Below are 24,503 nucleotides of genomic sequence, written 5' to 3'. Positions count from 1 at the left end.
GTCGACCATCAGCTTTCGTTTCCCTTCGGTTCTCAGGCCCACGGAGGAGTGTCGATGATCTCGATGACGGCGCCGGAGACGGTCACTCCCGGCCCGGTGCCGAGCATCAGCAGGTGGTCGCCGGGGCCGAGCTGCCCGGTCCCGAGCAGGTGGTCCAGGGAGAGGACCTGGTCGCTGGCCCCGCAGTGACCGATGGTGCGGCCGTAGCCCCAGGTCGAGCGGGACATGGGCAGGTCCAGCACGGCCATGCACCGCTGCTCGACGATCTCCTCGGAGTAGTTCATGAACGCCACCCTGGCCAGGTCGCCGGCCTCGATGCCGCTCTCGTCCAGGACGCCCTCGACGATCTCCATGAGCGCCCGCTGGATGTGGAACAGCGCCGCGGTGGCCTCGCCCCTGGGCATGACCTGCTGCCGGAACTGCTCGTTGCGGGCCGCGAAGCTCATCCGGCGCCCGACCGTGACGCCCGGCGGGAACAGCGGCTCGCTGCCCCGGTGCAGCTCCTCGGCCTCGGCGACCGTCGTCGTGCGGACCGACGTCAGGCGCGCGAAGCCCTCCTTGGCGAGCACGAGCGCGCTGGCGGCGTCCCCGCCGATGTAGCCGGGGCCCATCCGCCACCGGTCCATCAGCGGGGTGCCGTAGTTGTCGGCGGCGACCAGCAGGGCGGCCTGCCGGCCGGGGGCGGCGTGCAGGTAGCCGGCCGCCAGCTCCAGGGCGATGAACATCCCGTTGCAGCCCTGCCGGATCTCGGTGGCCAGGACGTCCCCGCCGACGAGGTGGCGTTGCAGGTAGGAGTGCGGGGGCCAGCCGTCCGGCCCCTGGTGCCAGGTCGAGGCGTACAGGAGGAGGTCCAGGTCGGCCGGTGCCCGCCCGCTGCGCTTGAGCGCGCTGCGCGCGGCGTGCAGGGCCATCTCCGGTGCCGGCAGGTCACCGGCCACCGCGGTGCCGGCCAGGTTGTGCAGCTCGGCCTCCTCGGCCGGGTACCAGCCCTTGGCGACGGCCTTCTCGACGCTGACGACGGTCCGCGGGAGGAACGCTCCCACTCCGCTGATGTACGTGTCCGCCAACCGCATGACTTCCGCTCCCGCTAGACGGATTCGAGCTCTTCGACCATCGCCACGATGGCCGCCACGTCCCGGAAGTTGCCGGGGTCGAGCTTGGCTGCGGGGATCGCGACGCCGAGGTCCCTGCGCAGGAAGTTCAGCAGCCGCGCCGTGCGCAGGGAGTCCAGGAGGCCCGACACCAGGAGCGGGGTGGTCTCGTCGATCTCGATGTCGTCGCCGTCCTGGACCAGGTTGTCCTGGATGAAGGCGATCAGCCGCTGGGTGGTCGCGGTCATGCGCGTGCTCCTGCCGTGACGGGAGAGGTGGACAGGATCCGGAACGCCGCCGCGGCGACGGACGTCCCCGAGCCGAACCCGACCATGAGCAGGTGGTCGCCGGCGACGAGCCCGCCGGTGGCGAGCAGGTGCTCGAAGGCGATGAACTGGTCCACCGCGCCGCAGTGGCCGACGCGCCGCCCGTAGTCCCAGGTGGTCTGGTCCTCGTCGATGCCGAGCCAGGACATCTGCCCGTCCAGGTCCTCGCGGCGGCCGTGCGGGAACGCCACCCGGGTGATGTCGGCGAGCCCGATCCCGGCCTCGTCCAGGGTCTGCTCGACCTGCTGCATCATCGTCTTCTGGATCGTCAGGTGGATGCCGGTGCCCTGCGCCTTGAGCAGCCGCTGGCGGAACTCCTCGTGCCGGTCGCCGAAGCTCAGCCCCCTGCCGACGGTGGCGTCCGGCGGGAACAGCGGGTAGGCGCCGTCGTTGACCGCGTCGGCCTCCGGGATCACCGTCGCGTTCACCGACAGCAACTCGGCCATGCCGTGGTCCTTGCCCAGGACGAGCGCGGCCGCGGCGTCGCCGATCAGCGCCCCGGGGGTCATCCGCCAGCGGTCCACCAGCGGCGTGCCGTGGTTGTCCGCGGAGACGACCATCGCCGTCCGCCGGTCCGGGTCGGCCCGCAGGTAGCTGGCCGCCAGTTCGAGCGAGCTGATCATCCCCACGCAGCCGCTGCGGATCTCGAACGCCGGCACGCCGCCGCCCAGGAGGTGCATCTGCAGGTAGTGCTGGGGCTGCCAGCCGTTCGGGCCCTGGTGCCAGACCGACGGGTAGAGCAGGAGGTCGAGCTCGCGCGGGGACGACTCGCCCCAGCGGTCGTAGGCGTCCAGGACCGCCAGGCGCGCCATCTCGGGCGCGGGCAGGTCACCGGCCACCGCCGCGCCGAGCTGCTGGAACCTCTCCGCCTCCGCCGCCGGGTACCAGCCCTCGCGGACCGCCTGCTCGACGCTCACGCTGTCGGGCACGTAGACGCCGAGGCTCCTGATGAACATGTTGGAAGTACGCACACGTCCCCTAACTCATCGACGATGCCGGGCCACGGCCCTCGACGTGGGCGGGCGGCTGACCCGAAATATTTCGGGCCCCGGGATATCACGCGACCCGGCCGCGAAAACAAAAGGAAGGATAGGGGCGGCTCATCCGGCGAGGCAATATGCGCGTCCGAAACCCGGACGGCGACTTTTCGTGACCGGAGCCGGACGGAACGTATTGCGTTCAGGGAATGGGCCTTTCCGCACCCGCCGCGTTTTCTCCGCATGCAATGACCCGGAATCCACGCGGCGGGTGACGCGGCGTCGCGGTCAGGGCACCCGCGTGCAGACGAGGTTGTTGAGTTTGAACTGAGCCGGAATCTCGTTCGTCCCGGTGGCGGTGGCGGAGAAGCCGAGGCTCTGGCTGGAGCCGGGGCCGATGTAGGAGTTGTGGCCGGCGTCGCGCGCGGTCACCTGGGCGCCGGTCTGGGTCACCGTGGCGTTCCAGGCGTTCGTGATCTGCTGGTTGCCCGACCAGGTCCACGTCACGGTCCAGCCGGAGACGGGGGTGGTGCCGGTGTTCCTGATGGTCACGCTGCCGTTGAAGGCGCCGTTCCAGGTGCCGGTGGCGTAGGTGACCTCGCAGGAGGTGCCCAGCTTGAGCCCGCCGCGCAGGAAGGTCGCGAAGTTGGCCCAGGTGGGGTCGAACGTGCCGGTGCGCACGGTCTCCCCGCAGTCGGTGGTGGTGCGGACGGTCTGCCTCCCGTACTGGGCGGGGTCCATGACCTCGGCCATCATGTGGTCCGCGGCGGGCACCGAGACGAACGTGGCGTCACCGCACTGGGCCTTGATCCGGTTGTAGAGCAGGACGCTCTGCCCGTGCGGCACCAGGAAGTCGGCCTGGCCGTGCAGGAACAGCAGCGGCGGGTCGTCGGCGTCGACGTAGGTCATCGGGTTGGCCTGGGCCACCTTGGCGGGGCAGGTCTGGATCGGGCAGCCGACCAGCAGGGACTCCGGGGAGGCGGGCGAGTCGTGGTCCAGGCCGCCGGTCGGCAGGTTCTGCGCGTTCATCTGCAGGAAGTCGGTCGGGCTGTAGAAGGCGAGCCCCGCCTGCACGGCGCTGGAGACGCCGGTCGTGCCGAGGGTCCCCTCCAGCGACGCCACGCCGCCGGACAGGGTGGCCATCTCCGTCAGCCAGCCGCCCGAGGAGTCGCCCATCATCGCGAAGCGGTTGGGGTCGAGCTGGTACGTGGCGGCGTTCGCGCGCAGCCAGCGGATGGCCGCCTTGATGTCGTGGACCTGGGCGGGGAAGACCGCCTGGGAGCTGGAGCGGACGCTGACGCCGGCCACAGCGAAGCCGAGCGGGTTGAAGATCTCCGCGATCGCCTCCGCGCCGGCCTTGCCGTCGTCGCTGGTCCAGGCCGAGCCAGTGTGCCAGATCAGCAGCGGCCTGGGCGTGATGCCGGTGGACGGCAGGTAGAGGTCCAGCAGGTGGCCCCTGCTGCCGGCCGGCTGGGCGGGTGCGTAGGCGATGTCGGTGATCACCTGGGCGGCTTGGGCGGGCGGCGCGAAGGCCGCCGGCACCCCGACGGCGGCCAGCACGGCCAGCGCCATGCCGACGATCGTGGCCGTGCGGATCCGAACGTGCATGGTACGACTCCGGTTGTTCGGATGGGCGCCGCTCCCCCGGGGCCGTCCCCCGTCCCCCTCCGCGTGGCGGCGCACATCGATATGGGCGGGGAGACGATATGACACGTAAGTGAGCGAGGTCAAAGTTTTCATCGTTCGTTCCAAAACGAACGGAAGAAGCGGCGTAAACCGTACTTTATGGTCGTAAGACGCGAAAAAGTCTCAGACCATCCACGCGGCGCCCAGGCGGCCGGAAAGGGACAGCAACGGGAACTCCGGAAAGAAATTCGGTAACGCCGGCCGCGTTAACGCCGATGAAACGTTCAGCGCCTTCCGCGACCGCACCGGGCCTGACAAACTCTCTGGCGCCCGGTAAGTGATAATGTCCACCGGCATACCCCCCAGTCGCAGGAGGACGAATGCGAAAGGCACGCGCTGTTCTCGTCTCGGCCGTCATGGTCCTCGGATTGTCGGTGACGGCGGGCGCCGCCGCTCCGGCGCAGGCCACCACGGCTCAGGCCGCCAGGCTGGCCGGCGTCTTCAAGGACTACTCCGAATGCCAGCGGATCGGCAGCCACGGCGTCGCCCAGGGATGGTGGGACAGCTACTCCTGCCAGTGGGAGGGCCGTTACCGCTACTACTTCCTCTACGCCTGACGGTGACCGGCCGCCCGCGCCCCGTTCCCGAGGGGCGCGGGCGGGCCGGCGCTCAGGCCGCGGACCAGCCGCCGTCCACCGGGATGATCGCGCCGTTGACGAACGAGGCCGCCTCGGAGGCCAGGTAGAGCGCGGCGTCGGCCATCTGCTCGGGCTGGGCCAGGCGCTCGCCGAGGGCGAGCACGGGGCCGAGCCGGGCCGCGCCCGCCGGGTCGAAGGTGGCGCCGTTGGCGATGTTGGTCATGGTGGGGCCGGGCAGGATGGCGTTGCAGCGGATGCCGTCCTTGGCGTACGCCCAGGCGACGCTCTTGGTCAGGCCGACCACGCCGTGCTTGGACGCGGTGTAGGCGGCCCCGGCCACGCCGCCCCTGATCCCCGCCTCCGAGGCGGTGTTGACGATCGCGCCGCCGCCCTGGCTCAGCATGTGCGGCAGCACCGCGTGGGTGACCAGGAACGTGCCGGTCAGGTTGACGCGCAGCACGCGCTCCCACTGGGCCAGGGGGATGTCGGCGGGCAACGCCATCGTGTCCATGATCCCGGCGTTGTTGCACAGCACGTCGATGCGCCCGTACGCGCCGATCGCGGCCTCCACCAGCGCGGCGACCGAGGATTCTTCGCCGATGTCGGCGGTCACCGCGAGGGCGGCGTCGCCGAGGTCGGCGGCCGTGCGCCCGGCGCCGCCGGCGTCGAGGTCACAGACCACCACGCGGGCGCCGGCCTTGGCGAAGGCGAGCGCCATCGCCCTGCCGATGCCGGAGCCCGCGCCGGTCACGAGGGCGACACGGTCGTCGAAGGTCATGCTCAAGGGGGCGTCCTTTCCCTGCCTACGCCAGCCAACCGGACTTATACGTCCGGTTGGTACCGTAACCGTCGTGACCGCCACCCGTCGACCCAACCGAGGCCCCAAAGCCGCGGCACGCAACCGGGCCGCGCTGATCGCCGCGGCCCGTGACGCCTTCGCCGCCTCCGGCTACGACGCCTCGCTCACCGACGTCGCGCGGGCGGCCGGGGTCGGGCAGGGCAGCCTTTACCGGCACTTCCCCGACCGCCTCAGCCTCGCCCTGGCCGTCTTCGAGGACAGCATCGCCGAGCTGGAGGCCCTGGCGGCCAGGCCCGGCACCACCCTGGAGGAGGTGCTGGCCCTCGTCACCGAGCAGACCATCGCCTCGACCACGTTCATCCGGCTGCTCAGCATGCCGCCGCAGCCCGACCCCCGCATCCTCGGCCTGCGCGAGCGGGTCGGGCGGCTGCTGGAGGCCGGGCTCGCCGAGGCGCAGCGCACCGGCCGGGTGCGCCCGGAGGTGACCACCGGCGACCTGCTGCTGGCCATCGGCATGCTGGCCCTGCTGCTCACCGAGCTGCCCACCGAGGCCGAGCGCACGCGGGCCGCCGGGCGGATCTGGCGCATGCTCCGCCAGGGCATCGAGACCCCGCCGCGCGCCGGCCCCTCGGCCTGACCGGCCCGGCGCTCCTCGTCAGAGCAGGGACCCGGCGAGCGGGATCTTCTGGGCCCGGAGCGCGCCGGTGACCAGCCGGGCGATGCGCCGGGCGCCGTACGCCTCGAAGTGGGTGTGGTCGTTGCAGAAGAACTGGCCGAGCGCCCCGGAGGTGTAGTCGCCGTTGTTGGGGCACAGGCCGAGGGAGTTGTAGTAGTCGACGCTGAGGGCCTGCAGATCGATGACCGGGGCGCCGGTGGCGGCGCCGGCGGCGGCGGTCTGGGCGACGTAACCGCGGTTCCTGACCGCGGTGCCGCCCGAGCAGGTGATGGCCGCGACGGCGGTGAGCAGCACGGGGTGGGCGCCGCGCTCCAGCGCCGCCCGCGCCATCATCGTCATCAGCTCCTGGTAGCGGGCGGTGCCGACGTGGCGCGGGCAGGTCGCCGAGCCGTCGTTGATGCCGAACTGGATGAACAGGTAGTCGCCGGCCCTCATGCCGGTGAGCGCCCGCTGCCAGCGGGAGGAGGGGGCGGTGGAGCTGAGCACGCACTCGCCGTCCGAGCCGACGGCCGAGGTCACGCCGCCCTCGTAGAGCCAGGTCTGGATGCTGCGCCCGGCGACGGCGAGGTTGTCGACCACGATGTTGCTGTGGAACAGCGCGTCGAACTCGGCGCCCCAGCCCACGGGGCAGGTGGCGCCGGGGCCGGCCACGGTCGAGTCGCCGGCCAGCCAGACGGTGGTCGTCGCGGCGGTGGCCGCCGCCGTGCCGGTGCGGGTGGCGCACGCGGCCGAGGCGGCGCCCTGGGCGACCGGCGTCAGGGACGCCACCAGGGCGGCGACGACCAGCAGGGGGAGCTTGCGCATGGTTCCTCCCTCAGCACCAGGTGAGCGTGGAGTTGATCCGGGTCACGTTGCTGATCGTGTTGTTGCTGCCGGTGCAGGGGCTCCACCGGATGCCGGTGTTGGAGACCGTCAGGTTCTGGAGCCTGATGCCCGAGGACGGGGCGAACTCCGTGCGGGCCGCGATGCGTACCTCGCCGCCGCCGCTGATCGTGCCCGAGATCCCGGCCAGGACGACGTTGTAACAGTTCTCCACCAGCACCGCGTTGTTGCCGGTGTTGGCGATGTCCACCCGGTCGATGGTGGCGCCGCCGCTCTCCGAAACGCAGAAGACGCCCCGGCCGCCGCCGCGGGCCTTGACGGTGCCCACCCGGATGTTGTTCGGGTAGGAGCTGCCGATCCGGCCGTTGCGGTTGGCCATGCGGAAGGCGGCGTACCCGGTGCCGGCGCCGGCGTTGTCGGCGTCCACGGTGCCGATCGTCGCGTTGACGGTCTGGTTGAGCAGCAGGCCGGACTCGCCGACGTCGCGCGCGGTCACGGTGCCGACGGTGAGGCCGTCCACGCCGTAGGTCTCCATCGCGTGCGAGCCGGCGCCCTGCACGTACACGTTGTCCACCCGGACGTCGCGGGTCCACTGACTGGTGTCGCCGCGGTTGTCGATGCGCACGCCGAGGCCCGAGCCGAGCCGCAGGTCGATCTGGCCGAGCCGGACGCCGGTGACGTTGCGCAGGAAGACGCCGTAGACCGGGGTGCCGGTGACGTTGAGATACAGGACCTCGATGTCCGTGGTGCCGCGCGAGTAGACCGGGGCGTAGTCGCCGGAGCCGGAGCCGGTGACGTTGATCGTCCCGCAGACCGACAGCGAGGTGTGGCTCGGCAGCGAGATGCGGCTGCCTGCGCTCATCGTGCCGTTGCCGCGCACGACGACCCGCTGGACGGAGGTGCGCCCGGCGGTGAGGCTGCCGATGCCGGCCTGGGCGGCGGCCCGGAAGTCGGTGCCGCTGTAGACGCTGCCTCCCGCGCTGTTGCGGGCGGTCCAGGTGCCGCCGCTGAGCGTGACCTGCGACTGGAAGGTGCCCTCCCCGCAGGCGGCGGCGGAGGCCGGGGGCGGGCCGAGCACGACGCCGGCCCCGGCGCCGGCGACCAGGGCGGCCAGCGCGGCGACGGCCCGGGCGGGCCGGCGGCGCCGTCCCCCGGGCGCGGGTGGGGCGGTGGCGGTGGATGTCCTCATGGGGTCCTCCGTGGGGGTGGTGGCGGAAGGAGTGCCCTCGGCCCGCTTTGAACGTTTCAGCGGAAAGCGGTGCGGGACGCGGGGCGCACCGGCGCTCTTCTGGTACGCGTGGAGCTCTCCCGGGCAGGGAGCGGGGAGTTGGGGGCCGCGCTTCGCCGTTGAGTGCGCGTACTGCCATAAAAACGTTTCAGGCCGCCTTGCCACCGAGACCTTAAGGAGCGGCGACGACCGTGTCAAGCGACCTGTCAGCGTCTGCAACGGCGGTGCACCTCGCGCCGGAGCGAGGCGGGAAACCGGGGTCATCCCTAGGGCCGTCCCTGAATCGGACCCTGAGCAGGACCTGCTGCCCCGGCGGATGGACGACGGCACCACCGTGGACGTGGTCCGCGTCGGCCATGTCGTCGCCCAGCAGCTCACGGGCGCGCCGGCACCCTGGGCAGCGTGGTCTACGACCTCCTGCCCGGCGCCACCATCGACCCGCCCGCGCCGGGGCTCGGCACCCCCTCGAAGTTCTACGTGCTCAGCAACAACCACGTCCTGGCCGACTCCAACCGCGCCCCGGTGGGCAGCCCGATCGTGCAGCCCGGCACCTTCGACGGCGGCGTGGACCCGCAGGACCGCATCTCCACGCTCTCCCGGTTCATCCCCCTCGACCTCACCCCGGCCGTGCCGCTGGCCAACCACAACAACCTGGTGGACGCGGCCATCGGCGAGGTGCAGTTCCAGGACGCCACCCGGGAGTGCTACTTCATCGACGGCCCCAGGGGCTGGCGCCGCAAGGCCAACGTGTCCGTCGGGGACCTGGTCAAGAAGGTCGGGCGGACGACGAACCTGACCACGGGCCGCATCATCGCCGTGGACGCCACCAGGAAGGGCCAGGGCGGCTGCGCCGACGCCGTCACCGTGGTGGGCGAGCAGCAGGACCCGCTGTCGTGGCGGGGGACGTACGGGTTCGACGGGACCGCCTCGTCCTTTCGGCACACCACCATCTTCCACACCTGGTCGCTCAGCCCGTGACGGCCGCGGGACCGGCGGCGGGACCGGCGGCGGGCCCCGCCCGGAGCGGGGCCCGCTAACCGCCGGTCGACTCGCGGGCGACGACGGAGAAGCGGCTGACGAACTCGCGGGGGGCCTGCCTGCCCGGCCCCTTCTCCGCGATCCGCCTGGCGAGGAAGCCGACGGCCGTGCTCGCCATGAGCGCGTGGTCGGGGTCGATCGACGACAGCGACGGCACGCTGTAGGCGCACTCGGCGATGTTGTCGAAGCCGATCACCTTGACGTCGTGGGGGACGCGGAGCCCGCGGTCGGCCAGGCCGCGCAGCACCCCCATCGCGACCGTGTCGGTCACGCAGAACACGCCGTCGAACGCGACGCCGGAGCCGGCCAGCCGGCGGGCCGCAGCGGCGCCCGTCTCCATCGTGAGCGCGTCGACGGACGCCACCAGGCCGGGGTCGAAGGGCAGGCCCGCCTCCCGCAGCGCCTCGCGGTAGCCGTCGTGGCGCAGGCTGGAGACGTCGACCTCGCCGCGCTGCGGGCCGTCCACGACGGCGACGCGGCGGCAGCCACGCTCGATGAGGTGCGCGGTCGCGGCGCGGGCGCCCTCGACGTTGGGCATCGCGACGTGGTCCACCGGCCCGTCGAAGATGCGCTCCCCCAGGATCACCACCGGGAAGTCGACCTTGAGCAGGTCGGTGTCGGCCGGGCCGAGCCCGACCGTGCTGAGGATGAGGCCGTCGTAGAGGCGGTTGCGGGACAGGGCCAGCGCGGCCAGCTCGCCCTCGCGCGAGGCGCCGGTCTGCTCGATGGCGACCCTGAGGCCGTGCCCGGCCGCCGCCTCGATGATGCGCGCGGCGAGCTGCCCGTAGTAGGGGCGGTCGATCTCGGGGACGGCGAGCCCGATCGTCCCGGTACGCCCGGTGCGCAGGTTGCGGGCCGCCACGTTGACCCGGTAGTCGAGCTCGTCGATGGCCCGCAGCACGCGCTCGCGCGTCTCGGCCCTGACGTGCGGGTGGTCGTTGATGACGTGGGAGACGGTCATCGGCGAGACCCCGGCGGCCCTCGCCACGTCCTGAATCGTCGCCACCTCGGCATCCTTTCACGACCCGCTCTCCCGGGCGGCCCGCCGGGTGGATCTGGCACCACCCGGCGCTCGGCATGTAACGTTACAAATCCCGTTTTCCGCGAAGAACGGAATGTGAGCGCACATGACCGACCTCGTCGTCCCCGCCGTCATCAACCTCGACGTGACCGGCCCGGTGATCAGCCGGCACCTGTACGGCCACTTCGCCGAGCACCTGGGCCGCTGCATCTACGGCGGCTTCTACGTGGGCGAGGACAGCGACCTGCCGAACGAGGGCGGCATCCGCCTCGACGTGGTGGCCGCGCTGCGCGCGCTGGACATCCCGAACCTGCGCTGGCCCGGCGGCTGCTTCGCCGACGAGTACCACTGGATGGACGGCATCGGCCCCAAGTCCGAGCGGCCGGTGATGGTCAACACCCACTGGGGCAACGTCGAGGAGAACAACCACTTCGGCACCCACGAGTTCATGGCGCTGTGCGAGCTGCTCGGCGCGGAGCCGTACATCAGCGGCAACGTCGGCTCGGGCACCGTGAAGGAGATGAGCGACTGGGTGGAGTACCTCACCCGCGCCGGCGACTCCCCCATGGTGCGGCTGCGCAAGGCCAACGGCCGCGAGGAGCCCTGGCGGGTGCGCTTCTGGGGGCTCGGCAACGAGGCGTGGGGCTGCGGCGGCAACATGTCCGCCCAGCAGTACGCCGCCGAGGCCCGCCGCTTCGGCACGTACTGCCGCGACCACGGCGACAACAAGCTCTACCGCATCGCCGCCGGCGCCAACGCCGCCGACTACGCCTGGACCGAGACGCTGATGAAGCAGGCCGGTGAGCTGGGCTGCGCCTACCGGCCCACCGGCTTCATGCAGGCGCTGTCGTTCCACTACTACACGATCCCCGGCACCTGGCAGGACAAGGGCGACGCCACCGCGTTCGACACCGACGACTACTACCGCACGATGGTCAAGGCGGCGTACGTGGACGAGCTGATCAGCCGTCACTCCGCCGTCATGGACTGCTACGACCCCGGCAGGACCGTCGGCCTGGCGCTGGACGAGTGGGGCACCTGGTGGAACGTCGAGCCCGGCACCGAGCCCGGCTTCCTCCACCAGCAGAACACGCTCAGGGACGCCCTGGTCGCCGGCCTGCACTTCGACGTCTTCCACCGCCACGCCGGCCGCCTGGTGATGGCCAACATCGCCCAGACCGTCAACGTGCTCCAGGCCATGATCCTGACCGACCCCGACACGCAGGCGCTCGTGCTGACCCCCACCTACCACGTGTTCGAGATGAACAAGGGCCACCACGACGCCGCCTCGCTGCGCGTGGACCCGCTCGCCGAGCTGCCCGCCCGCCGGGTCGGGACCGACACGCTGGCCACCGTCTCGCTGTCGGCCAGCCGCAAGGACGGCCGGGTGCTGGTCTCCCTGTCCAACCTGGACGCCGACCGCCCGGCCGACGTCGAGCTGGACCTGCGTGGCGGCGCGGTGGCCGACGTGCGCGCCCGCATCCTCACCGCCGCGAAGCTCCAGGACCACAACACCCCCGACCGTCCGGACGCGGTCGCGCCGCGCGCCCACGACGGGGTCACGGCCACGGCGTCCGGGCTGCGGGTCCACCTGCCCGCCCACTCCTTCGTCACCGTGGAGGGCCGCCTCGCCTGACGGGCGCCGCCCGGAGCGACGGTTCAGCGGGCGGAGGGCCGGGCAGTGATCGTGGTGCACCGCACACGGGTGCGGGGGGCCGCCCGTTCCCCCGGGTGGTCCAGGACCGACGCAGGACAAGGACCTCCATGACGCAGATCGTTCCCCCCGGCCCCGCCGAGGCCGGCGACGATGACCGGCCCAGCCTGAAGCGGGTGATGGGCCCGGGTCTGTTGCTGCTGTTCATCGTCGGCGACATCCTCGGCACCGGCATCTACGCGCTGACCGGCGAGGTCGCCGGCGAGGTGGGCGGCGCCGCGTGGCTGCCCTTCGCCGTCGCCTTCGGGGTCGCGCTGATCACGGCGTGCTCCTATCTGGAACTGGTCACGAAATATCCCGAGGCCGCCGGAGCCGCCCTCTACGTGCACAAGGCGTTCGGCAAGCACGCCCTGAGCTTCCTGGTGTGCTTCACCGTCATGTGCTCGGGCATCACCTCGGCCTCGGCGGCGGCGCGCGCCTTCGCGAGCAACCTCGCCAAGGGCTTCGGCCTGGACGCGGGCAACGGCGTCCTGCTCCTGATCGCCCTCGGCTTCATGCTGCTGATCCTGGCCGTCAACCTGCGCGGCGTGGGCGAGAGCGTCAAGGCCAACGTGGTGCTCACCCTGATCGAGCTGTCCGGCCTACTCCTCGTCATCGTGCTCAGCATGTACTTCATCCTCGGCGGGAACGCGGACTTCTCCCGCGTCGTCGCCTTCGAGACCCCCGCCGACAAGAACGTGTTCCTGGCGATCAGCGCCGCCACCTCGCTGGCCTTCTTCGCCATGGTGGGGTTCGAGGACTCCGTCAACATGGCCGAGGAGACCAGGGAGCCGGCGCGGATCTTCCCGCGCATCATGCTGACCGGGCTCGGCATCACCGGGCTGATCTACGTGCTGGTGTCGGTCTGCGCCGTCGCGGTGGTGCCGGTCGGCCGCCTCGCCGACAGCGAGACGCCCCTGGTGACCGTGGTGCAGACCGCGGCCCCCGGCTTCCCGATCGCCGACCTGCTGCCGTTCATCTCGATGTTCGCCGTCGCGAACTCCGCGCTGATCAACATGCTGATGGCCAGCCGGCTCCTGTACGGGATGGGCAAGCGGGGCGTGCTGCCGCCGTTCCTGGCCAAGGTGCACCCCACGCGGCGCACGCCGCAGGCGGCGATCCTGTTCACCACCGTGATCGCCCTGGGGCTGATCACGTTCGTGTCGCTGGTGCCCGACAGCCCCGTGGTGGCGCTGCTGGGCGGGACGACGTCGCTGCTCCTGCTCGCCGTCTTCGCGGCCGTCAACGTGTCCGTCCTCGTGCTGCGCCGGGAGGAGACGGGGGGCGAGCACTTCAACGCGGGCCGCGTCCTGCCCGTGCTGGGCACGCTGACCTGCCTCTACCTGGTGCTGCCGTGGTCCTCGGGGCGTCCGGCCGGCCAGTACGAGATCGCGGGCGTGCTGCTGCTGGTCGGCGCGGTCCTCTGGGCGGTGACCTGGTGGTCCGCCAGGCGGCGGGCCTGAGCGGCGGGGGCGCGCGGGGCCGGCGGGGTCAGCGGGCGGCGAAGTCCTGCGTCCAGTAGATCTGGCCGCGCGCGTCCTTGGCCGCGCCCACCCCGATGTGGGTGTAGGAGCAGTTCATGATGTTGCGCCGGTGGCCCGGGCTGTCCATCCAGCCCCGGACCACCTCGGCCGCCGACCGCTGCCCCTTGGCGATGTTCTCGGCCCAGGCCGAGCCGGCGAAGCCGGTCGCGCGGATGCGGTCCGCCATGTCGCGGCCGTCCTGGGAGTCGTGCTCGAAGTAGTCGTTCTTCGCCATGTCGGCCGAGTGCCCGAACGCGGCCCTGCGCAGCCTGGCGTCGTGCGTGAGCGGGTCGCAGCCGCCCTTGGCCCGCTCGGCGTTGGTCAGCCGGACGACCTCGTTCTCCACCGCCGTGCCCGCGGACGTGGCCGGCCGCTTCGCCGGGGACGGCGCCCGCGTCGCGGGGGCGGCCGCGCGGGTCGAGGCGGGAGTGGAGGTCGGGGTCGGGGTCGGGGTCGGGGCCGCGCAGGTCAGCCGGACGGCCTTGGAGGTGGCGGTCCTGCCCCGGTAGTCGGTGGCGACCGCGTAGTACGTGCCCGGCTCACAGGGCAGGCTCAGGGCGATGCGGCCCTCGCGGGTGGCGCCGCTCTTGACGACCGGGTCGGCGCCCGGGGCGGCGCGCTTGACGCGGATGCGCAGCAGCGCCGGCCGGACGCAGCTCCGGCGGGCCGCCGAGGCCCGGATCGTCAGCGCGGAGACGCCGGGGCGGGTCACGCTGACGCGGCACCCGTCGGCTTCGCGGGCCGGATCCGCGGTTCGGGACGGGGCGGGAACCCGGGTCGCGCCGTCGGCCGGCGCGGTCGTCGCCGGGCTCGCCGCGGCCGCCGCCCCGCTCGGCGGCTCGTCGGCGGACGGGGCGCAGGCGGCGAGGCAGGCGGCGGCGGCGAGCATCCCCAGGGGCTTGCGCATGGGCTTCCTCCGGTGTCGGGAGACGCGCACGGCTCCGCATTCTTTCACAAAAGGGACATTTCTCCTGCGCTTATGCGTAAACAGGTCCGTCCATCGGGGCGGCCGGGACCCGGTGGCCCCGTCCGCGCCGGCGGTGCCATCGGCACTGCGGGGCTCTGGCGCACCACAGTGTGATGTACGACACTCCCTCTAGAACTCTGTTTTAGAACCGTGTTCTGGCCGCTTCCGGCACCCCGCACGGCGAGCGGCCTCCCGCGGAGGAGAAGTCCATGGTGAAGACCGTCGCCCGCGAACGCCGCAGACTCGGATCCCCGCCGCCCGGCGGCATCAGCCCCGCCGACCCCAACCCCTACGGATGGGGACCGTTCGTCGTCCTGTTCGTCGTCGGCATGGTCGATCGCATCGAGGCCAACCTGATGTCCGGCGTGCTCCCGCTGATCCAGGCCGAATGGGGCTTCAGCGACACCGTGGCCGGGTCCATCCCCACCGCCGCCGCGCTGGCCGCCGCCGCCGTCGCGCTGCCCGCCGGCTACCTCGCCGACCGGCACAGCCGGACCAGGATCATCACGGTCGTGGTGCTCTGCTGGGCCCTGGCCACCCTCGGCTCCGGCCTGGCCACCGGGCTGGCCGCCTTCTACCTCATGCGTGTGCTGCTCGCCGTCGCCGAGAACGTCGACAACCCCGCCGTCGGCAGCCTGCTCGCCGACTTCTACCCCGCCGCGACCCGCATGCAGGTGTACGGCTGGACCCGGATGACCACCTACCTCGGCGGCGTCGGCACCCTGCTGGGCGGCGTCATCGGGCAGGCGCTCGGCTGGCGGGCCGCCTTCCTGGTGACGGCGGTCCCGGGAGCGCTGGCCGCCCTCCTCGTCTGGCGCCTGCGCGAGCCGCCGCGCGGCCAGATGGACAGGATCATGGCCAACGCCGCCACCGTACCCCGGCAGTCCCCGCCACCCGGCGCCGCGGAACCGCCGCAGGCCCCGCCACCCGGCGCCGCGGAACCGCCGCAGGCCCTGCCGCCCGGCGCCCTGGAACCGCCGCAGGCCGGGCCGCCCCAGGGCGATCCCGCGCCCCTTCCCGGCGCCACCGTGAAACCGCCCTTCCGGGCCGAGGTCCGGCAGGTCCTGGCCATCCGCACCCTGCGGCTGGTCGCCCTCGGCGTGATGATCCTGACCCTCGGCCTCGGCGGCGTCTACTACTGGCTGCCGTCGCTCATGGTCCGCGTCCTCGGCATGGGGACCGGCGTCGCCGGCGGCGTCAGCGGCGGCATCGGCGTCGTGGGCGTGCTGGCCGGCACCGTGATCGGCTCCTCCCTCGGCAAGCGGCTGCACGGCCGGGTCGAGGGCGGCCGGCTGCTCGTCGGCGGCTCCGGCATCACCGTCGGCTCGATCGTCCTCGGCGTCGCCCTGCTGACGGACTCCCCCGCCCTGCTGGTGACCCTCGTGCTGCTGGCCGTCACGATCTCCGCCACCGCCATCCCCACGTGCACGGCTTGCGTCGCCGACGTGGTGGCGGCCGGGTCGCGCGGCGTCGGTTTCGCCGTCCTGCAGGTCCTGCTGACGGTCGGCGTCGCCTTCGGCCCCCTCGTCGTCGGCGTGGCCTCCGACGCCACCGGCTCCCTCCTCGTCGCCATGTACGCGCTGATCGTGCCCATGGTCCTCGGCGGGCTGGTGGTCCTGGCCGCGCGCGGCTCGTACGAACGCGAGGCGGCCCGCGTCCTCGCCGCCGCCCGCGACTCCTGACCCCGCCCGCGCCCTACGATCGCCTCCATGCCGGAAATCGTGCGAACGGAACGCGCGGACAACGTCTTCGTCTCCCACCACCTGCTCGTGGTGAGCGACCGTGACTTCGACAAGGGCCTCCCGGCCCCCTCGCCCGCCTGCTGGGCCACCTCCCGCCCGGGGGCCACGGTGATCCGGACCGGCGTGCACACGGGCTTCCTCGACGTGACGATCCGGCTGGCGACGGCGCCCCCGCCTCCGCCGGCCCCCGGCGAGTGGGAGGAGGAAACCGAGACCGACCTCATCACGCTGACCGGCGAGACGATGCTGTACGGGTTGATGGGCGAGCCTCCCCCGCACTTCCCCACCCTCACCCCGCAGGGACCCGGCCGCTACCGGATGAGGGTGCACGTCCGCGGCAGGGGCCTCAACGACACGGCGTACGCGCAGCTCTGCCCGGAGGTGTACGTGATCACCGTCTGGCCGGTCGAGGTCGGGCCCGGCGCCGCCGCCGAGTGCCGGAGGTCGGCCGGTGAGGAGCCGCCGAGCAGATCCGATCGGCTCCGGGCGTCGGCCAGGGCGCGGGCGAGGAACGAGCCGGGCCGGCCGGCCGCCGCACCGGGGTTCCCCGGGGGCGGACGAGGGACGGGCGGGTAGCGGGGTGGGTGGTCAGTAGGTGGCGCGGCCGCCGCTGATGTCGTAGACGGCGCCGGTGGAGAAGCTGACCCTGTCGGAGGCCAGCCAGGCGATCAGCTCGGCGACCTCCTCGGGGCGGCCCAGGCGCTTCATCGGAATGAGGCCGGTGATGTGGGCCAGCGCCTCGGGGCCGGTGGCGGCGTTCATCGGGGTCTCGATGACGGCCGGGGCGACGGCGTTGACCAGCACGCCGCTGGTGGCCAGCTCCTTGCCCAGGGACTTGGTCAGGGCGATGACGGCGGCCTTGGAGGCGGAGTACGGCGACATGTTCGGGTTGCCGTCCTTGCCGGCCATGCTGGCGAGGTTGACGACACGGCCCCAGCCGCGCTCGCGCATGCCGGGCACGAAGGCGCGGCAGGTGTGGAAGGTGCCGTTGACGTTGACGTCGAAGGTGTGCCGCCAGCCGTCCGTCGGGACCTCCCACAGCGGGACGTTGGGGCCGATGACGCCGGCGGAGTTGACCAGGATGTCCACCGGCCCGAGCTCGTCGGCGGCGGCCTGGACGGCGGCGGCGTCGGTGACGTCCACCACCAGGTCCGCCCCGCCGGAGATGTCCAGGGTGACCACTTTCACGCCGTCGGCCGCCAGACGGACCGCGGCGGCCTCGCCGAGGCCGCTGACGCCGCCGGTGATCAGGGCGGTGCGGGGCATGAGAGTCCTCTCAGTGGGATTCGCGCGGCACGTGGTCGCCGCTGGAGCCGATGAGGAAGTCGAGGTCGGCGCCGGTGTCGGCCTGCCGCACGGTCTCGACGTAGAGGCGCTGCCAGCCGCGCGACGGGCGGGCGAACGCGGCGGTCATCTCCGGGGACGGCTCGCGGGCGGCCAGCTCCTCGGCCGGGACGTCGAGGTCGAGGCGGCGGTTCCCGACGTCCAGGACGATCATGTCGCCGGTGCGGACCAGGCCGAGCGGCCCGCCGGCGGCGGCCTCGGGCGCGACGTGCAGCACGACGGTGCCGTACGCGGTGCCGCTCATCCGGCCGTCGCAGACGCGGACCATGTCGCGCACGCCCTGGGCGAGCAGCTTGGGCGGTAGCGGCATGTTGGACACCTCCGGCATGCCGGGGTAGCCCTTGGGGCCGCAGCCGCGCAGGACCAGCACCGAGTCGGCGGTGACCTCCAGGTCGGGGTCGTCGATGCGGGCGTGCAGGTCCTCGATCGAGTCGAACACGACCGCCGGGCCGCGGTGGCGGAGCAGATGGGGCGAGGCGGCGGCGGGCTTGATGACGGCGCCGTCGGGGGCGAGGTTGCCGTACAGGACGGCGATCCCGGCGTCCTGCTGCAACGGCTCCCTGCGCGGGCGGATGACCGCCCGGTCGTGGACCCTCGCCTCGCCCAGGTACTCGACCAGGGGGCGGCCGGTGACGGTGAGCGCGGCCGGGTCGAGCAGGTCGCGCACCTCGGCGAGGACGGCGCGCAGCCCGCCCGCCCGGTGCAGGTCCTCCATCAGGTGGCGGCCGGCCGGTTGCAGGTCCACCAGCAGCGGGACGCCGGATCCCGTGCGGTCGAAGTCGTCCTGGGTCAGCTCGACGCCGAGCCGGCCGGCGATGGCCAGCAGGTGCACGACGGCGTTGGTGGAGCCGCCGAGCGCGGCCAGCGCGACGACGGCGTTGAGGAACGAGCCCCGCGTCATCACGTCCGAGGGGCGGCGCCCGGCGGCGACCATCTCGACGATCAGGCGGCCGGTCTCGTGCGCGCCTTCCAGCAGGCGGCTGTCGGGGGCGGGGGTGCCGGCCAGGCCGGGCAGCGTCATGCCGAGCACCTCGGCGAGCAGGCCCATGGTGGAGGCGGTGCCCATCGTGTTGCAGTGGCCCTTGCTGCGGATCATGGACGACTCCGAGCGCAGGAACTGCTCCTGGCTGAGCGTGCCGGCCCGGACCTCCTCGCTGAGCTTCCACACGTCGGTGCCGCAGCCTAGCGGCACGCCGCGGAAGGTGCCGGTGAGCATGGGCCCGCCGGGGACGACGACCGCGGGCAGATCGACGGAGGAGGCGGCCATGAGCAGCGCGGGGATGGTCTTGTCGCAGCCGCCGAGCAGCACCACGCCGTCGATCGGGTTGGCGCGCAGCATCTCCTCGGTGGCCATCGCCGCCATGTTGCGCCAGAGCATCGCGGTGGGCCGCACGTTCGTCTCGCCGAGGGAGACCACCGGCAGGTTCAGCGGGACGCCGCCGGCCTCCCAGACGCCGTGCTTGACGTGCTCGGCGACCTCGTCCAGGTGCAGGTTGCACGGGGTGAGGTCGGAGGCGCTGTTGGCGATCGCGATGTGCGGGCGGCCGTCGAAGGCGTCGGACGGCAGCCCGCGCCGCATCCAGGCGCGGTGGATGTAGGCGTTGCGGTCGGTGCCGCCGTACCACTGGCTACTACGATTCATCATATTCCGATAGTTGGAACGCATGCCGGAAAGGCGGAACTTTTGCGAGATTAACCCATCTCCCAGGGCGGGGAAAGCCCGTACCCGTCCCTCTTCTGTTTTCCGGAACGATGGTCTATTTTCCGGAACATGTGTGAGATCTTGGGCCTCCGGCCGTGCGCGCACTCGTCCTGACCGGCCCGGGGAAGGCCGAGGTCCAGGAGGTCGAGCCGCCCGCCGCCGCGCCCGGCGAGGTCGTCGTGGACGTCGAGCGGGTGGGCGTCTGCGGCACCGACGTGGAGCTGTTCACCGGCGAGATGAGCTACCTGCGCACCGGCCGCTCCTGGTATCCCCTGCGTCCCGGCCACGAGTGGTGCGGCCGGGTGAGCGCGGCCGGCGCCGGCGTCGATCCGTCGTGGCTGGGCCGCGCCGTCACCGCCGACACCATGCTCGCCTGCGGCCGCTGCGACCGCTGCCGCTCGGGCCGGCACCACGTCTGCGCCGACCTGGCCGAGATCGGCATCAGCCTCGGGCGTCCCGGCGCGCTGGCCGAGCGGCTCGCGGTGCCGGTCACCGCCCTGCACCCGCTGCCCGCCACGATGGACCCGGCCCTGGGCGCCCTCGTCGAGCCGGGCGGCAACGCCCTGCGCGCGGCCCGCGCCGCCGGACTGGCGGCCGGCGAGCGGCTGCTCGTCCTGGGCACCGGCACGATCGGGCTGCTGACCGCGCTGTTCGCGCGGGCCGCCGGGGCCGAGGTCCACCTCATGGGCCGCGACGAGGCGGGCCTGCGCCTGGCCGCCGGCCTGGGCTTCGAGCACGCCTGGACCCGGGCGACGCTGCCCGCCTCGCGCTGGGACGCCGTCGTGGACGCCTCCAACGCCGCCGAGCTGCCCGCGCTCGCGCTGGAGCTCGTCGAGCCGGCCAGGCGCGTGGTCTACATCGGCCTGGCCGGCGGCCCGTCCGCCCTGGACACCCGCGACCTGGTGCTGAAGGACGTGACCGCCGTCGGCATCCTCGGCGGCTCGGCCGGCATGGCGGAGGCCATCGCCGCCTTCGCCGACGGGTCGGTGGACGCCCGGCCGCTGGTGGCCGCCACCGTGGGCCTGGCCGACGCCGCCGCCGTCCTGGCCGGTCACCGGCCGCCCGCCGCCGGGCCGGGGCCGAAGATCCACATCGACCCGCGGAGGTGACCGCGCTCCCCAGGGTGGCGGCCGCGGCCCGGGGGACGCTTGAGCGCCCCCCTCCCGGGCAGCCGGTCGTCGAACCCTGATGAGAGGAGTCATCATGAGCAACGACGCAGGCCGGCCGCTCGCGCTGGTCACAGGGGCGTCCAGCGGGATCGGCCACGAGCTGGCGAAGCAGTTCGCCGAGCACGGCTTCGACCTGATCGTCAACGCCGAGGACCCGGGCATCGCCGAGACGGCCCGCGAGCTGGGGAGGTCCGGCGCGTCGGTCGAGGCGGTGCAGGCCGACCTGGCCACTCCCGACGGCGTCGAACGCCTCCACGCGCGGGTCGTGGCCACCGGCCGCCCCCTCCAGGCGGTGGCGATCAACGCCGGCGTCGGCGCCGGCGGCCCGTTCGCCGAGACGGACCTGGCCGACGACCTGCGGGTCGTGGACCTGAACGTACGCTCGTCGGTGCACCTGGCCAAGCTGTGCGTCCGCGACATGGTGGCGCGCCGGCAGGGGCGGGTGCTGTTCACCTCGTCGATCGCCGCCACCCAGCCGGGGCCGTTCGAGGCCACGTACGCCGCGTCGAAGGCGTTCCTGCTGTCGTTCTCCGAGGCGCTGCGCAACGAGCTCAAGGACACCGGCGTGACGGTGACCGCGCTCATGCCGGGGCCGACCGACACCGAGTTCTTCGAGCGGGCGGGGATGGAGGACACCAGGATCGGCAGCGGCAAGAAGGACGATCCGGCGCAGGTGGCCGCGCAGGCGTACGAGGCGCTCATGAGCGGGAAGGACCACGTGGTGGCCGGGTCGTTCAAGAACAAGGCGATGGCCGGCGCCGCGAAGGTCATGCCGGAGGCGGCCAAGGCGCAGATGCACCGCCGGATGGCCGAGCCGGGCTCCGGCGACGGCTGAACCGCCACCCAGGCCCGGCCCGAGCCGTCGGCCGGCCCGGCCCGCCGCCCCGGCCCGCCGCCTCCTCCGCCTCGGCCCGCCGCCTCCTCCGCCCCGGCCCGAGCCGGGTTCGCGGGTGACACGCCGGGCGGCGGGCGGCACACTACAGGCATGCGGACCCCTGCCGTGGCGGTGTTGTCGGCTCTGACCCTGGTGGCGTCCGTGGCGTGCGCGCCCTCGGCACCGTCACCGGCGCCCTCCCCCGCGGGCTCGCAGGGGGTCCTGCGGCAGACGGAGGACCAGATCGCCCGTACGGCGGCCGGCCTGCGCCTGCTGGACGACCTGCCGCTGTACGAGATGACCTACCACGGCGGCTACGACGCCGAGGCGCCGCTCACCGAGGCGGAGCTGGCCAGGAAGGGGGACGGCTGGGCGTGCTCGTTGTTCCACCGCGCCGGCGAGTTCGGCAGGAACTTCGACTGGGACCCCAACCCGGCCATGGTCGTCCACGCCCGCCCGCCGGACGGCTACGCCTCGCTGTCGCTGGCCGACGTCTCCTACCTGTTCCCGCCGGGGGCCCGCCCTGACCTGAGCGCCGCCCAGGACCGGCGGCGGCTGGCGCACGCGGTGCTGACCCCGTTCGACGGCATGAACGAGAAGGGGCTCGCCGTCGGCCTGGCCCAGGCGCCCGACGCGCGGCTGCCCGCCCCCGCCCCCGGGCGCCGCACCGTGGGCGGCGTGCGGATCATCCGGCTGATGCTCGACCGGGCCGCGACCGTGCCCGAGGCGATCGCCCTGATGCGCCGCTACGACCTCGACTTCACCGGCGGCCCGCAGCTCCACTACCTGATCGCGGACCGGTCGGGCAGGTCCGCGGTCGTCGAGTACGGCGACGGCCGCATGAACGTCATCGACGACCGTTACCTGACCAACATCACGATGAGCGGCGCCGACCGGGCCGCCAAGCTGGCCGACCGCCGCTACCGGCTGCTCGCCGAGGGCGGCGGCACGGACGCGATGGAGCTGCTGAGAAGGGTCGCCCAGCATCACACCCGGTGGTCGGTGGTCTACGACCTGGAGAGCCTGACCGCCGAGATCGTCACGGGGCAGCGGTGGAGCCGCGTTCACGAGGTGCGCCTTTCCACGGGCGGTTGATTCCGCCGATTCCGCGCGCGCGGGCGACGGCGGGCCAATGAGCCGCCCGTCCCCGGGATTTCCCTTTTCCGAACGAACGACATTGTCCGCGAAATCGCCTTACCTGATCACCGGGAAAGAGATTCGGCAATTCATTTACCGGTGAATCCCCGGGCGATCTCCGCGCGGCGATCGGGCCGTGCGCGGGCGCCGTCCTGACCTCGCACGTCCAGCCGGAGTTTCGGGGCGGTCCGAGCCGGAATGAGACGGCCCGGGAATCGGCCCGGCCCATACTTGAAAGTTTCACCGTCGCTTGACAGGTGAGGTGACATACGAGTCGGGAGGCGAGTGGTCCCGCGGGGGCGCCCTCGACACCGGAGGAGCGAGAGGCCCTTCTTACTTCGCCGCGCCGTGCTTGTCACAGGTGTTTGTCAGGGCCGGAGCCGGCCGCCGCCGCACTTCGGCCGGCCCTGCCGGCCCCTGCCGCGCTCGTGACGAACGCCGCATAGCAGGGAGAAGCCGACATGCTGTCCGGAACTCGCCGACCGGTTTTCGGCTGCCCGAATCCGATTTACGGTCCCCCGGGATTCGGTCCGCAGCTATCATCGCCTCTCCAGGGACGCAAGAGGCTTTCCCGATCGAATTTCCTTGAACTCATCGGTAGCAAGCGTGCAAGTCAACGCCGTTGACTCCGCCCGACAACATCGATATAAGAGTTGATGTCTGCAACAGCGTGAGATCACACGCTATGACGTGACTGTTCGCGCAGCTCCCTATTCGAGTTGTTTCGAGGCAATTGTCGAGGAGCGCCGTAACATGGCGGTTGACGACCTTTGTAGCCAGCGACGAATCCCCCGACCGGCACCGGTTCCCCGCAGGGGAGGTGCTGGGCGATCAGCGGCCAGCTAGCCGCGGCGGCACGGGATCCCCACCCCACGGATCCGTCCTCCGCCCGCACGATGTTCTGCCTGCCCTACGCCGGAGGAGGCGCCAGCGCCTACGCCGGGCTCCTCCGCGAACTCACCCGCCCCGCCGTCGTCCCCCTCCAGCTCCCCGGCCGGGAGAGCCGCATCGGCGAGCCGCCGGCCTTCACGGTCGCCGGGATCGCCGACGAGGTGGCGCCCGCCACGCGCGAGCCGTACGCCCTGTACGGCCACAGCATGGGCGCCCGGCTGGCCTTCGAGGTGGTACGCGAGCTGCGCAGGCGCGGCCTGCCCCAGCCGTCCGCGCTCTACGTCGGCGGCGCGCACCCGCCGGACCGCCGGGTGCCGCTGGCGGCCGCCGCCGACCTGCCCGACGACGCCTTCATCGACCAGCTCGTCCGCAGGTCGGGCGCGCTGCCCGAGCTGAAGCACGTACCGGAGCTGCGGGAGCTGATGATGCCGGTGCTGCGGTCGGACTTCGCCTGGATCAAGAGCTACGCCTTCGCCCCCGAGCCGCCGATCGGCTGCCCCGTCGTCGCCTTCACCGGGACGGACGACGAGGAGGTCGGCGCGGCCGACATGCTCGGCTGGGCCCGGCACACCACCGGCGGCTTCCACCTGCGCACGCTGCGCGGCGGCCACCTGTTCGTCAAGGACCGCCCCGCCGAGCTGGCCGCGCTCATCGCCGCCGGCCCGGCGGCCGGGCCCGCCACGCCCGAGCCGGACGAGCTGCACCTGTGGGCCGGCCCGCCCGCCGGCCACGCCGCGGTCCTGCGCCGCTACGCCGGCCGGGCCGCGACCGCCGCGAGCCACACCGGCGGCCTGTCCCTGGTGGCCGCGGGCCACCCGGACGGGCCGGGGGTCGGGGTGTGCGTGCTGCGCCCGGCGGACCTCGGCGGGCCGCACCACCGGCCGGCCGAGCTGAGCGAGGACGAGCGCGAGCAGATCGAGGACGCCGCCGAGGAGGACCGGCGGTGGCTGGCGCTGCGCGCCGTCACCGCGAAGCGGGCGCTGGTGGCCGCCGAGGGCCGGGGCGCCGACCCCGCGGCGGCCTGCTTCCCCGACCTGGCCGACTCTGGCCCGTGGCGGGCCGAGGAGGGGCCGGGACTGGACCGGCCGGCCCGGTGGCAGGTCCTGCACCTGCCCCTGCACACCTCGCGGGGGGAAGCGTTGGCAGCAGTCGCCGTGCCGCACGGCAGGGTGCGGCTCAGGTTCGACATGCCGGCCGGACAGGCCGGGTGACGGGGGCA

The 24,503-nt window shown here is 72.9% G+C and carries 22 protein-coding genes; 11 read left to right on the top strand and 11 right to left on the bottom strand.

Annotated elements, in window-relative coordinates; genetic code table 11:
- Positions 1 to 32: 32 nt before the first annotated feature.
- The 4 genes from AB0H75_RS26370 to AB0H75_RS26355 form a co-directional block, all read right to left on the bottom strand.
- On the bottom strand, positions 33 to 1,073 hold the full coding sequence (locus AB0H75_RS26370) for a ketoacyl-ACP synthase III family protein (RefSeq protein WP_367800452.1): 1,041 nt from the start codon (positions 1,071 to 1,073) through the stop codon (positions 33 to 35).
- Between the two features lie 14 nt (positions 1,074 to 1,087).
- Positions 1,088 to 1,339, bottom strand: coding sequence for an acyl carrier protein (locus AB0H75_RS26365; protein WP_367800450.1), 252 nt, complete (start codon positions 1,337 to 1,339; stop codon positions 1,088 to 1,090).
- Positions 1,336 to 2,373 carry a ketoacyl-ACP synthase III family protein gene (locus AB0H75_RS26360; RefSeq protein ID WP_367800448.1) on the bottom strand — a complete coding sequence of 346 codons (1,038 nt, stop codon included), beginning with the start codon at positions 2,371 to 2,373 and terminating at the stop codon, positions 1,336 to 1,338. Before AB0H75_RS26360 ends, AB0H75_RS26365 begins: the two co-directional genes overlap by 4 nt.
- A gap of 309 nt (positions 2,374 to 2,682) precedes the next feature.
- On the bottom strand, positions 2,683 to 4,002 hold the full coding sequence (locus AB0H75_RS26355) for a cellulose binding domain-containing protein (protein ID WP_367800446.1): 1,320 nt from the start codon (positions 4,000 to 4,002) through the stop codon (positions 2,683 to 2,685).
- A gap of 398 nt (positions 4,003 to 4,400) precedes the next feature.
- On the opposite strand from AB0H75_RS26355, the gene AB0H75_RS26350 reads away from it, so the two are divergent.
- Positions 4,401 to 4,637 (top strand): hypothetical protein, encoded by a 237-nt coding sequence (locus AB0H75_RS26350; RefSeq protein WP_367800444.1) that lies wholly within the window; start codon positions 4,401 to 4,403, stop codon positions 4,635 to 4,637.
- 52 nt (positions 4,638 to 4,689) lie between these two features.
- Here AB0H75_RS26350 and AB0H75_RS26345 read toward each other — a convergent pair whose 3' ends face one another.
- The gene (locus tag AB0H75_RS26345) at positions 4,690 to 5,436 is read right to left on the bottom strand and encodes an SDR family NAD(P)-dependent oxidoreductase (protein ID WP_367800807.1); all 747 of its coding nucleotides are present in this window, start codon (positions 5,434 to 5,436) and stop codon (positions 4,690 to 4,692) included.
- 73 nt (positions 5,437 to 5,509) lie between these two features.
- Here AB0H75_RS26345 and AB0H75_RS26340 point away from each other — a divergent pair, with 73 nt between their 5' ends.
- The gene (locus AB0H75_RS26340; RefSeq protein ID WP_367800442.1) at positions 5,510 to 6,094 is read left to right on the top strand and encodes a TetR/AcrR family transcriptional regulator; all 585 of its coding nucleotides are present in this window, start codon (positions 5,510 to 5,512) and stop codon (positions 6,092 to 6,094) included.
- An 18-nt stretch (positions 6,095 to 6,112) separates the two neighbouring features.
- On the opposite strand, the gene AB0H75_RS26335 is transcribed toward AB0H75_RS26340, so the two are convergent.
- Positions 6,113 to 6,937 carry a GDSL-type esterase/lipase family protein gene (locus tag AB0H75_RS26335; protein WP_367800440.1) on the bottom strand — a complete coding sequence of 275 codons (825 nt, stop codon included), beginning with the start codon at positions 6,935 to 6,937 and terminating at the stop codon, positions 6,113 to 6,115.
- 10 nt (positions 6,938 to 6,947) lie between these two features.
- Entirely contained in the window at positions 6,948 to 8,144 is a 1,197-nt protein-coding gene (locus AB0H75_RS26330; protein WP_367800438.1) for a hypothetical protein, read from the bottom strand.
- A 441-nt stretch (positions 8,145 to 8,585) separates the two neighbouring features.
- On the opposite strand from AB0H75_RS26330, the gene AB0H75_RS26325 reads away from it, so the two are divergent.
- Complete coding sequence (locus AB0H75_RS26325; protein WP_367800436.1) at positions 8,586 to 9,161, top strand: hypothetical protein; 576 nt, start codon at positions 8,586 to 8,588, stop codon at positions 9,159 to 9,161.
- A 55-nt stretch (positions 9,162 to 9,216) separates the two neighbouring features.
- Here the strand turns inward: AB0H75_RS26325 and AB0H75_RS26320 are convergent, their stop codons facing one another.
- Entirely contained in the window at positions 9,217 to 10,227 is a 1,011-nt protein-coding gene (locus AB0H75_RS26320; protein ID WP_367800434.1) for a LacI family DNA-binding transcriptional regulator, read from the bottom strand.
- A 121-nt stretch (positions 10,228 to 10,348) separates the two neighbouring features.
- Here AB0H75_RS26320 and AB0H75_RS26315 point away from each other — a divergent pair, with 121 nt between their 5' ends.
- Both AB0H75_RS26315 and AB0H75_RS26310 read left to right on the top strand, forming a co-directional pair.
- On the top strand, positions 10,349 to 11,878 hold the full coding sequence (locus tag AB0H75_RS26315; RefSeq protein WP_367800432.1) for an alpha-N-arabinofuranosidase: 1,530 nt from the start codon (positions 10,349 to 10,351) through the stop codon (positions 11,876 to 11,878).
- Between the two features lie 128 nt (positions 11,879 to 12,006).
- Positions 12,007 to 13,398 carry an APC family permease gene (locus AB0H75_RS26310; protein ID WP_367800430.1) on the top strand — a complete coding sequence of 464 codons (1,392 nt, stop codon included), beginning with the start codon at positions 12,007 to 12,009 and terminating at the stop codon, positions 13,396 to 13,398.
- Between the two features lie 28 nt (positions 13,399 to 13,426).
- Here AB0H75_RS26310 and AB0H75_RS26305 read toward each other — a convergent pair whose 3' ends face one another.
- Positions 13,427 to 14,365 (bottom strand): CAP domain-containing protein, encoded by a 939-nt coding sequence (locus tag AB0H75_RS26305; RefSeq protein ID WP_367800428.1) that lies wholly within the window; start codon positions 14,363 to 14,365, stop codon positions 13,427 to 13,429.
- Positions 14,366 to 14,634: 269 nt separating this feature from the next.
- Here AB0H75_RS26305 and AB0H75_RS26300 point away from each other — a divergent pair, with 269 nt between their 5' ends.
- Positions 14,635 to 16,107, top strand: a complete 1,473-nt coding sequence (locus AB0H75_RS26300; protein WP_367800426.1) for an MFS transporter — start codon at positions 14,635 to 14,637, stop codon at positions 16,105 to 16,107.
- 27 nt (positions 16,108 to 16,134) lie between these two features.
- Positions 16,135 to 16,743, top strand: coding sequence for a hypothetical protein (locus AB0H75_RS26295; RefSeq protein ID WP_367800424.1), 609 nt, complete (start codon positions 16,135 to 16,137; stop codon positions 16,741 to 16,743).
- 12 nt (positions 16,744 to 16,755) lie between these two features.
- Here AB0H75_RS26295 and AB0H75_RS26290 read toward each other — a convergent pair whose 3' ends face one another.
- Positions 16,756 to 17,433, bottom strand: coding sequence for an SDR family NAD(P)-dependent oxidoreductase (locus AB0H75_RS26290; RefSeq protein ID WP_367800422.1), 678 nt, complete (start codon positions 17,431 to 17,433; stop codon positions 16,756 to 16,758).
- Positions 17,434 to 17,443: 10 nt separating this feature from the next.
- Positions 17,444 to 19,156: an IlvD/Edd family dehydratase gene (locus AB0H75_RS26285; RefSeq protein ID WP_367800420.1), complete on the bottom strand. Its 1,713-nt coding sequence runs from the start codon at positions 19,154 to 19,156 to the stop codon at positions 17,444 to 17,446.
- A 152-nt stretch (positions 19,157 to 19,308) separates the two neighbouring features.
- On the opposite strand from AB0H75_RS26285, the gene AB0H75_RS26280 reads away from it, so the two are divergent.
- The 4 genes from AB0H75_RS26280 (at position 19,309) to AB0H75_RS26265 (ending at position 24,495) form a co-directional block, all read left to right on the top strand.
- Entirely contained in the window at positions 19,309 to 20,322 is a 1,014-nt protein-coding gene (locus AB0H75_RS26280; RefSeq protein ID WP_367800418.1) for a zinc-binding dehydrogenase, read from the top strand.
- Between the two features lie 94 nt (positions 20,323 to 20,416).
- Positions 20,417 to 21,217 carry an SDR family NAD(P)-dependent oxidoreductase gene (locus tag AB0H75_RS26275; RefSeq protein ID WP_367800416.1) on the top strand — a complete coding sequence of 267 codons (801 nt, stop codon included), beginning with the start codon at positions 20,417 to 20,419 and terminating at the stop codon, positions 21,215 to 21,217.
- 150 nt (positions 21,218 to 21,367) lie between these two features.
- Positions 21,368 to 22,351, top strand: a complete 984-nt coding sequence (locus tag AB0H75_RS26270; RefSeq protein WP_367800414.1) for a linear amide C-N hydrolase — start codon at positions 21,368 to 21,370, stop codon at positions 22,349 to 22,351.
- A 938-nt stretch (positions 22,352 to 23,289) separates the two neighbouring features.
- Positions 23,290 to 24,495 carry a thioesterase domain-containing protein gene (locus AB0H75_RS26265; RefSeq protein ID WP_367800412.1) on the top strand — a complete coding sequence of 402 codons (1,206 nt, stop codon included), beginning with the start codon at positions 23,290 to 23,292 and terminating at the stop codon, positions 24,493 to 24,495.
- The last annotated feature ends 8 nt before the right edge of the window (positions 24,496 to 24,503 follow it).

This window comes from Nonomuraea sp. NPDC050783 (assembly GCF_040802095.1).
Classification (GTDB): domain Bacteria; phylum Actinomycetota; class Actinomycetes; order Streptosporangiales; family Streptosporangiaceae; genus Nonomuraea.
The sequence above is the reverse complement of the archived record's forward strand: the minus strand, read 5'-3'. Positions and strand labels throughout refer to the sequence as shown.

Coding starts and splice junctions, on each gene's coding strand:
- AB0H75_RS26365 (WP_367800450.1), bottom strand. CDS start 1,339: ATGACCGCGACCACCCAGCGGCTGATCGCCTTCATCCAGGACAACCTG.
- AB0H75_RS26345 (WP_367800807.1), bottom strand. CDS start 5,436: ATGACCTTCGACGACCGTGTCGCCCTCGTGACCGGCGCGGGCTCCGGC.
- AB0H75_RS26315 (WP_367800432.1), top strand. CDS start 10,349: ATGACCGACCTCGTCGTCCCCGCCGTCATCAACCTCGACGTGACCGGC.
- AB0H75_RS26265 (WP_367800412.1), top strand. CDS start 23,290: ATGTTCTGCCTGCCCTACGCCGGAGGAGGCGCCAGCGCCTACGCCGGG.
- AB0H75_RS26360 (WP_367800448.1), bottom strand. CDS start 2,373: ATGTTCATCAGGAGCCTCGGCGTCTACGTGCCCGACAGCGTGAGCGTC.
- AB0H75_RS26330 (WP_367800438.1), bottom strand. CDS start 8,144: ATGAGGACATCCACCGCCACCGCCCCACCCGCGCCCGGGGGACGGCGC.
- AB0H75_RS26300 (WP_367800426.1), top strand. CDS start 14,635: ATGGTGAAGACCGTCGCCCGCGAACGCCGCAGACTCGGATCCCCGCCG.
- AB0H75_RS26350 (WP_367800444.1), top strand. CDS start 4,401: ATGCGAAAGGCACGCGCTGTTCTCGTCTCGGCCGTCATGGTCCTCGGA.
- AB0H75_RS26310 (WP_367800430.1), top strand. CDS start 12,007: ATGACGCAGATCGTTCCCCCCGGCCCCGCCGAGGCCGGCGACGATGAC.
- AB0H75_RS26355 (WP_367800446.1), bottom strand. CDS start 4,002: ATGCACGTTCGGATCCGCACGGCCACGATCGTCGGCATGGCGCTGGCC.
- AB0H75_RS26335 (WP_367800440.1), bottom strand. CDS start 6,937: ATGCGCAAGCTCCCCCTGCTGGTCGTCGCCGCCCTGGTGGCGTCCCTG.
- AB0H75_RS26285 (WP_367800420.1), bottom strand. CDS start 19,156: ATGATGAATCGTAGTAGCCAGTGGTACGGCGGCACCGACCGCAACGCC.
- AB0H75_RS26290 (WP_367800422.1), bottom strand. CDS start 17,433: ATGCCCCGCACCGCCCTGATCACCGGCGGCGTCAGCGGCCTCGGCGAG.
- AB0H75_RS26305 (WP_367800428.1), bottom strand. CDS start 14,365: ATGCGCAAGCCCCTGGGGATGCTCGCCGCCGCCGCCTGCCTCGCCGCC.
- AB0H75_RS26270 (WP_367800414.1), top strand. CDS start 21,368: ATGCGGACCCCTGCCGTGGCGGTGTTGTCGGCTCTGACCCTGGTGGCG.
- AB0H75_RS26370 (WP_367800452.1), bottom strand. CDS start 1,073: ATGCGGTTGGCGGACACGTACATCAGCGGAGTGGGAGCGTTCCTCCCG.
- AB0H75_RS26295 (WP_367800424.1), top strand. CDS start 16,135: ATGCCGGAAATCGTGCGAACGGAACGCGCGGACAACGTCTTCGTCTCC.
- AB0H75_RS26275 (WP_367800416.1), top strand. CDS start 20,417: ATGAGCAACGACGCAGGCCGGCCGCTCGCGCTGGTCACAGGGGCGTCC.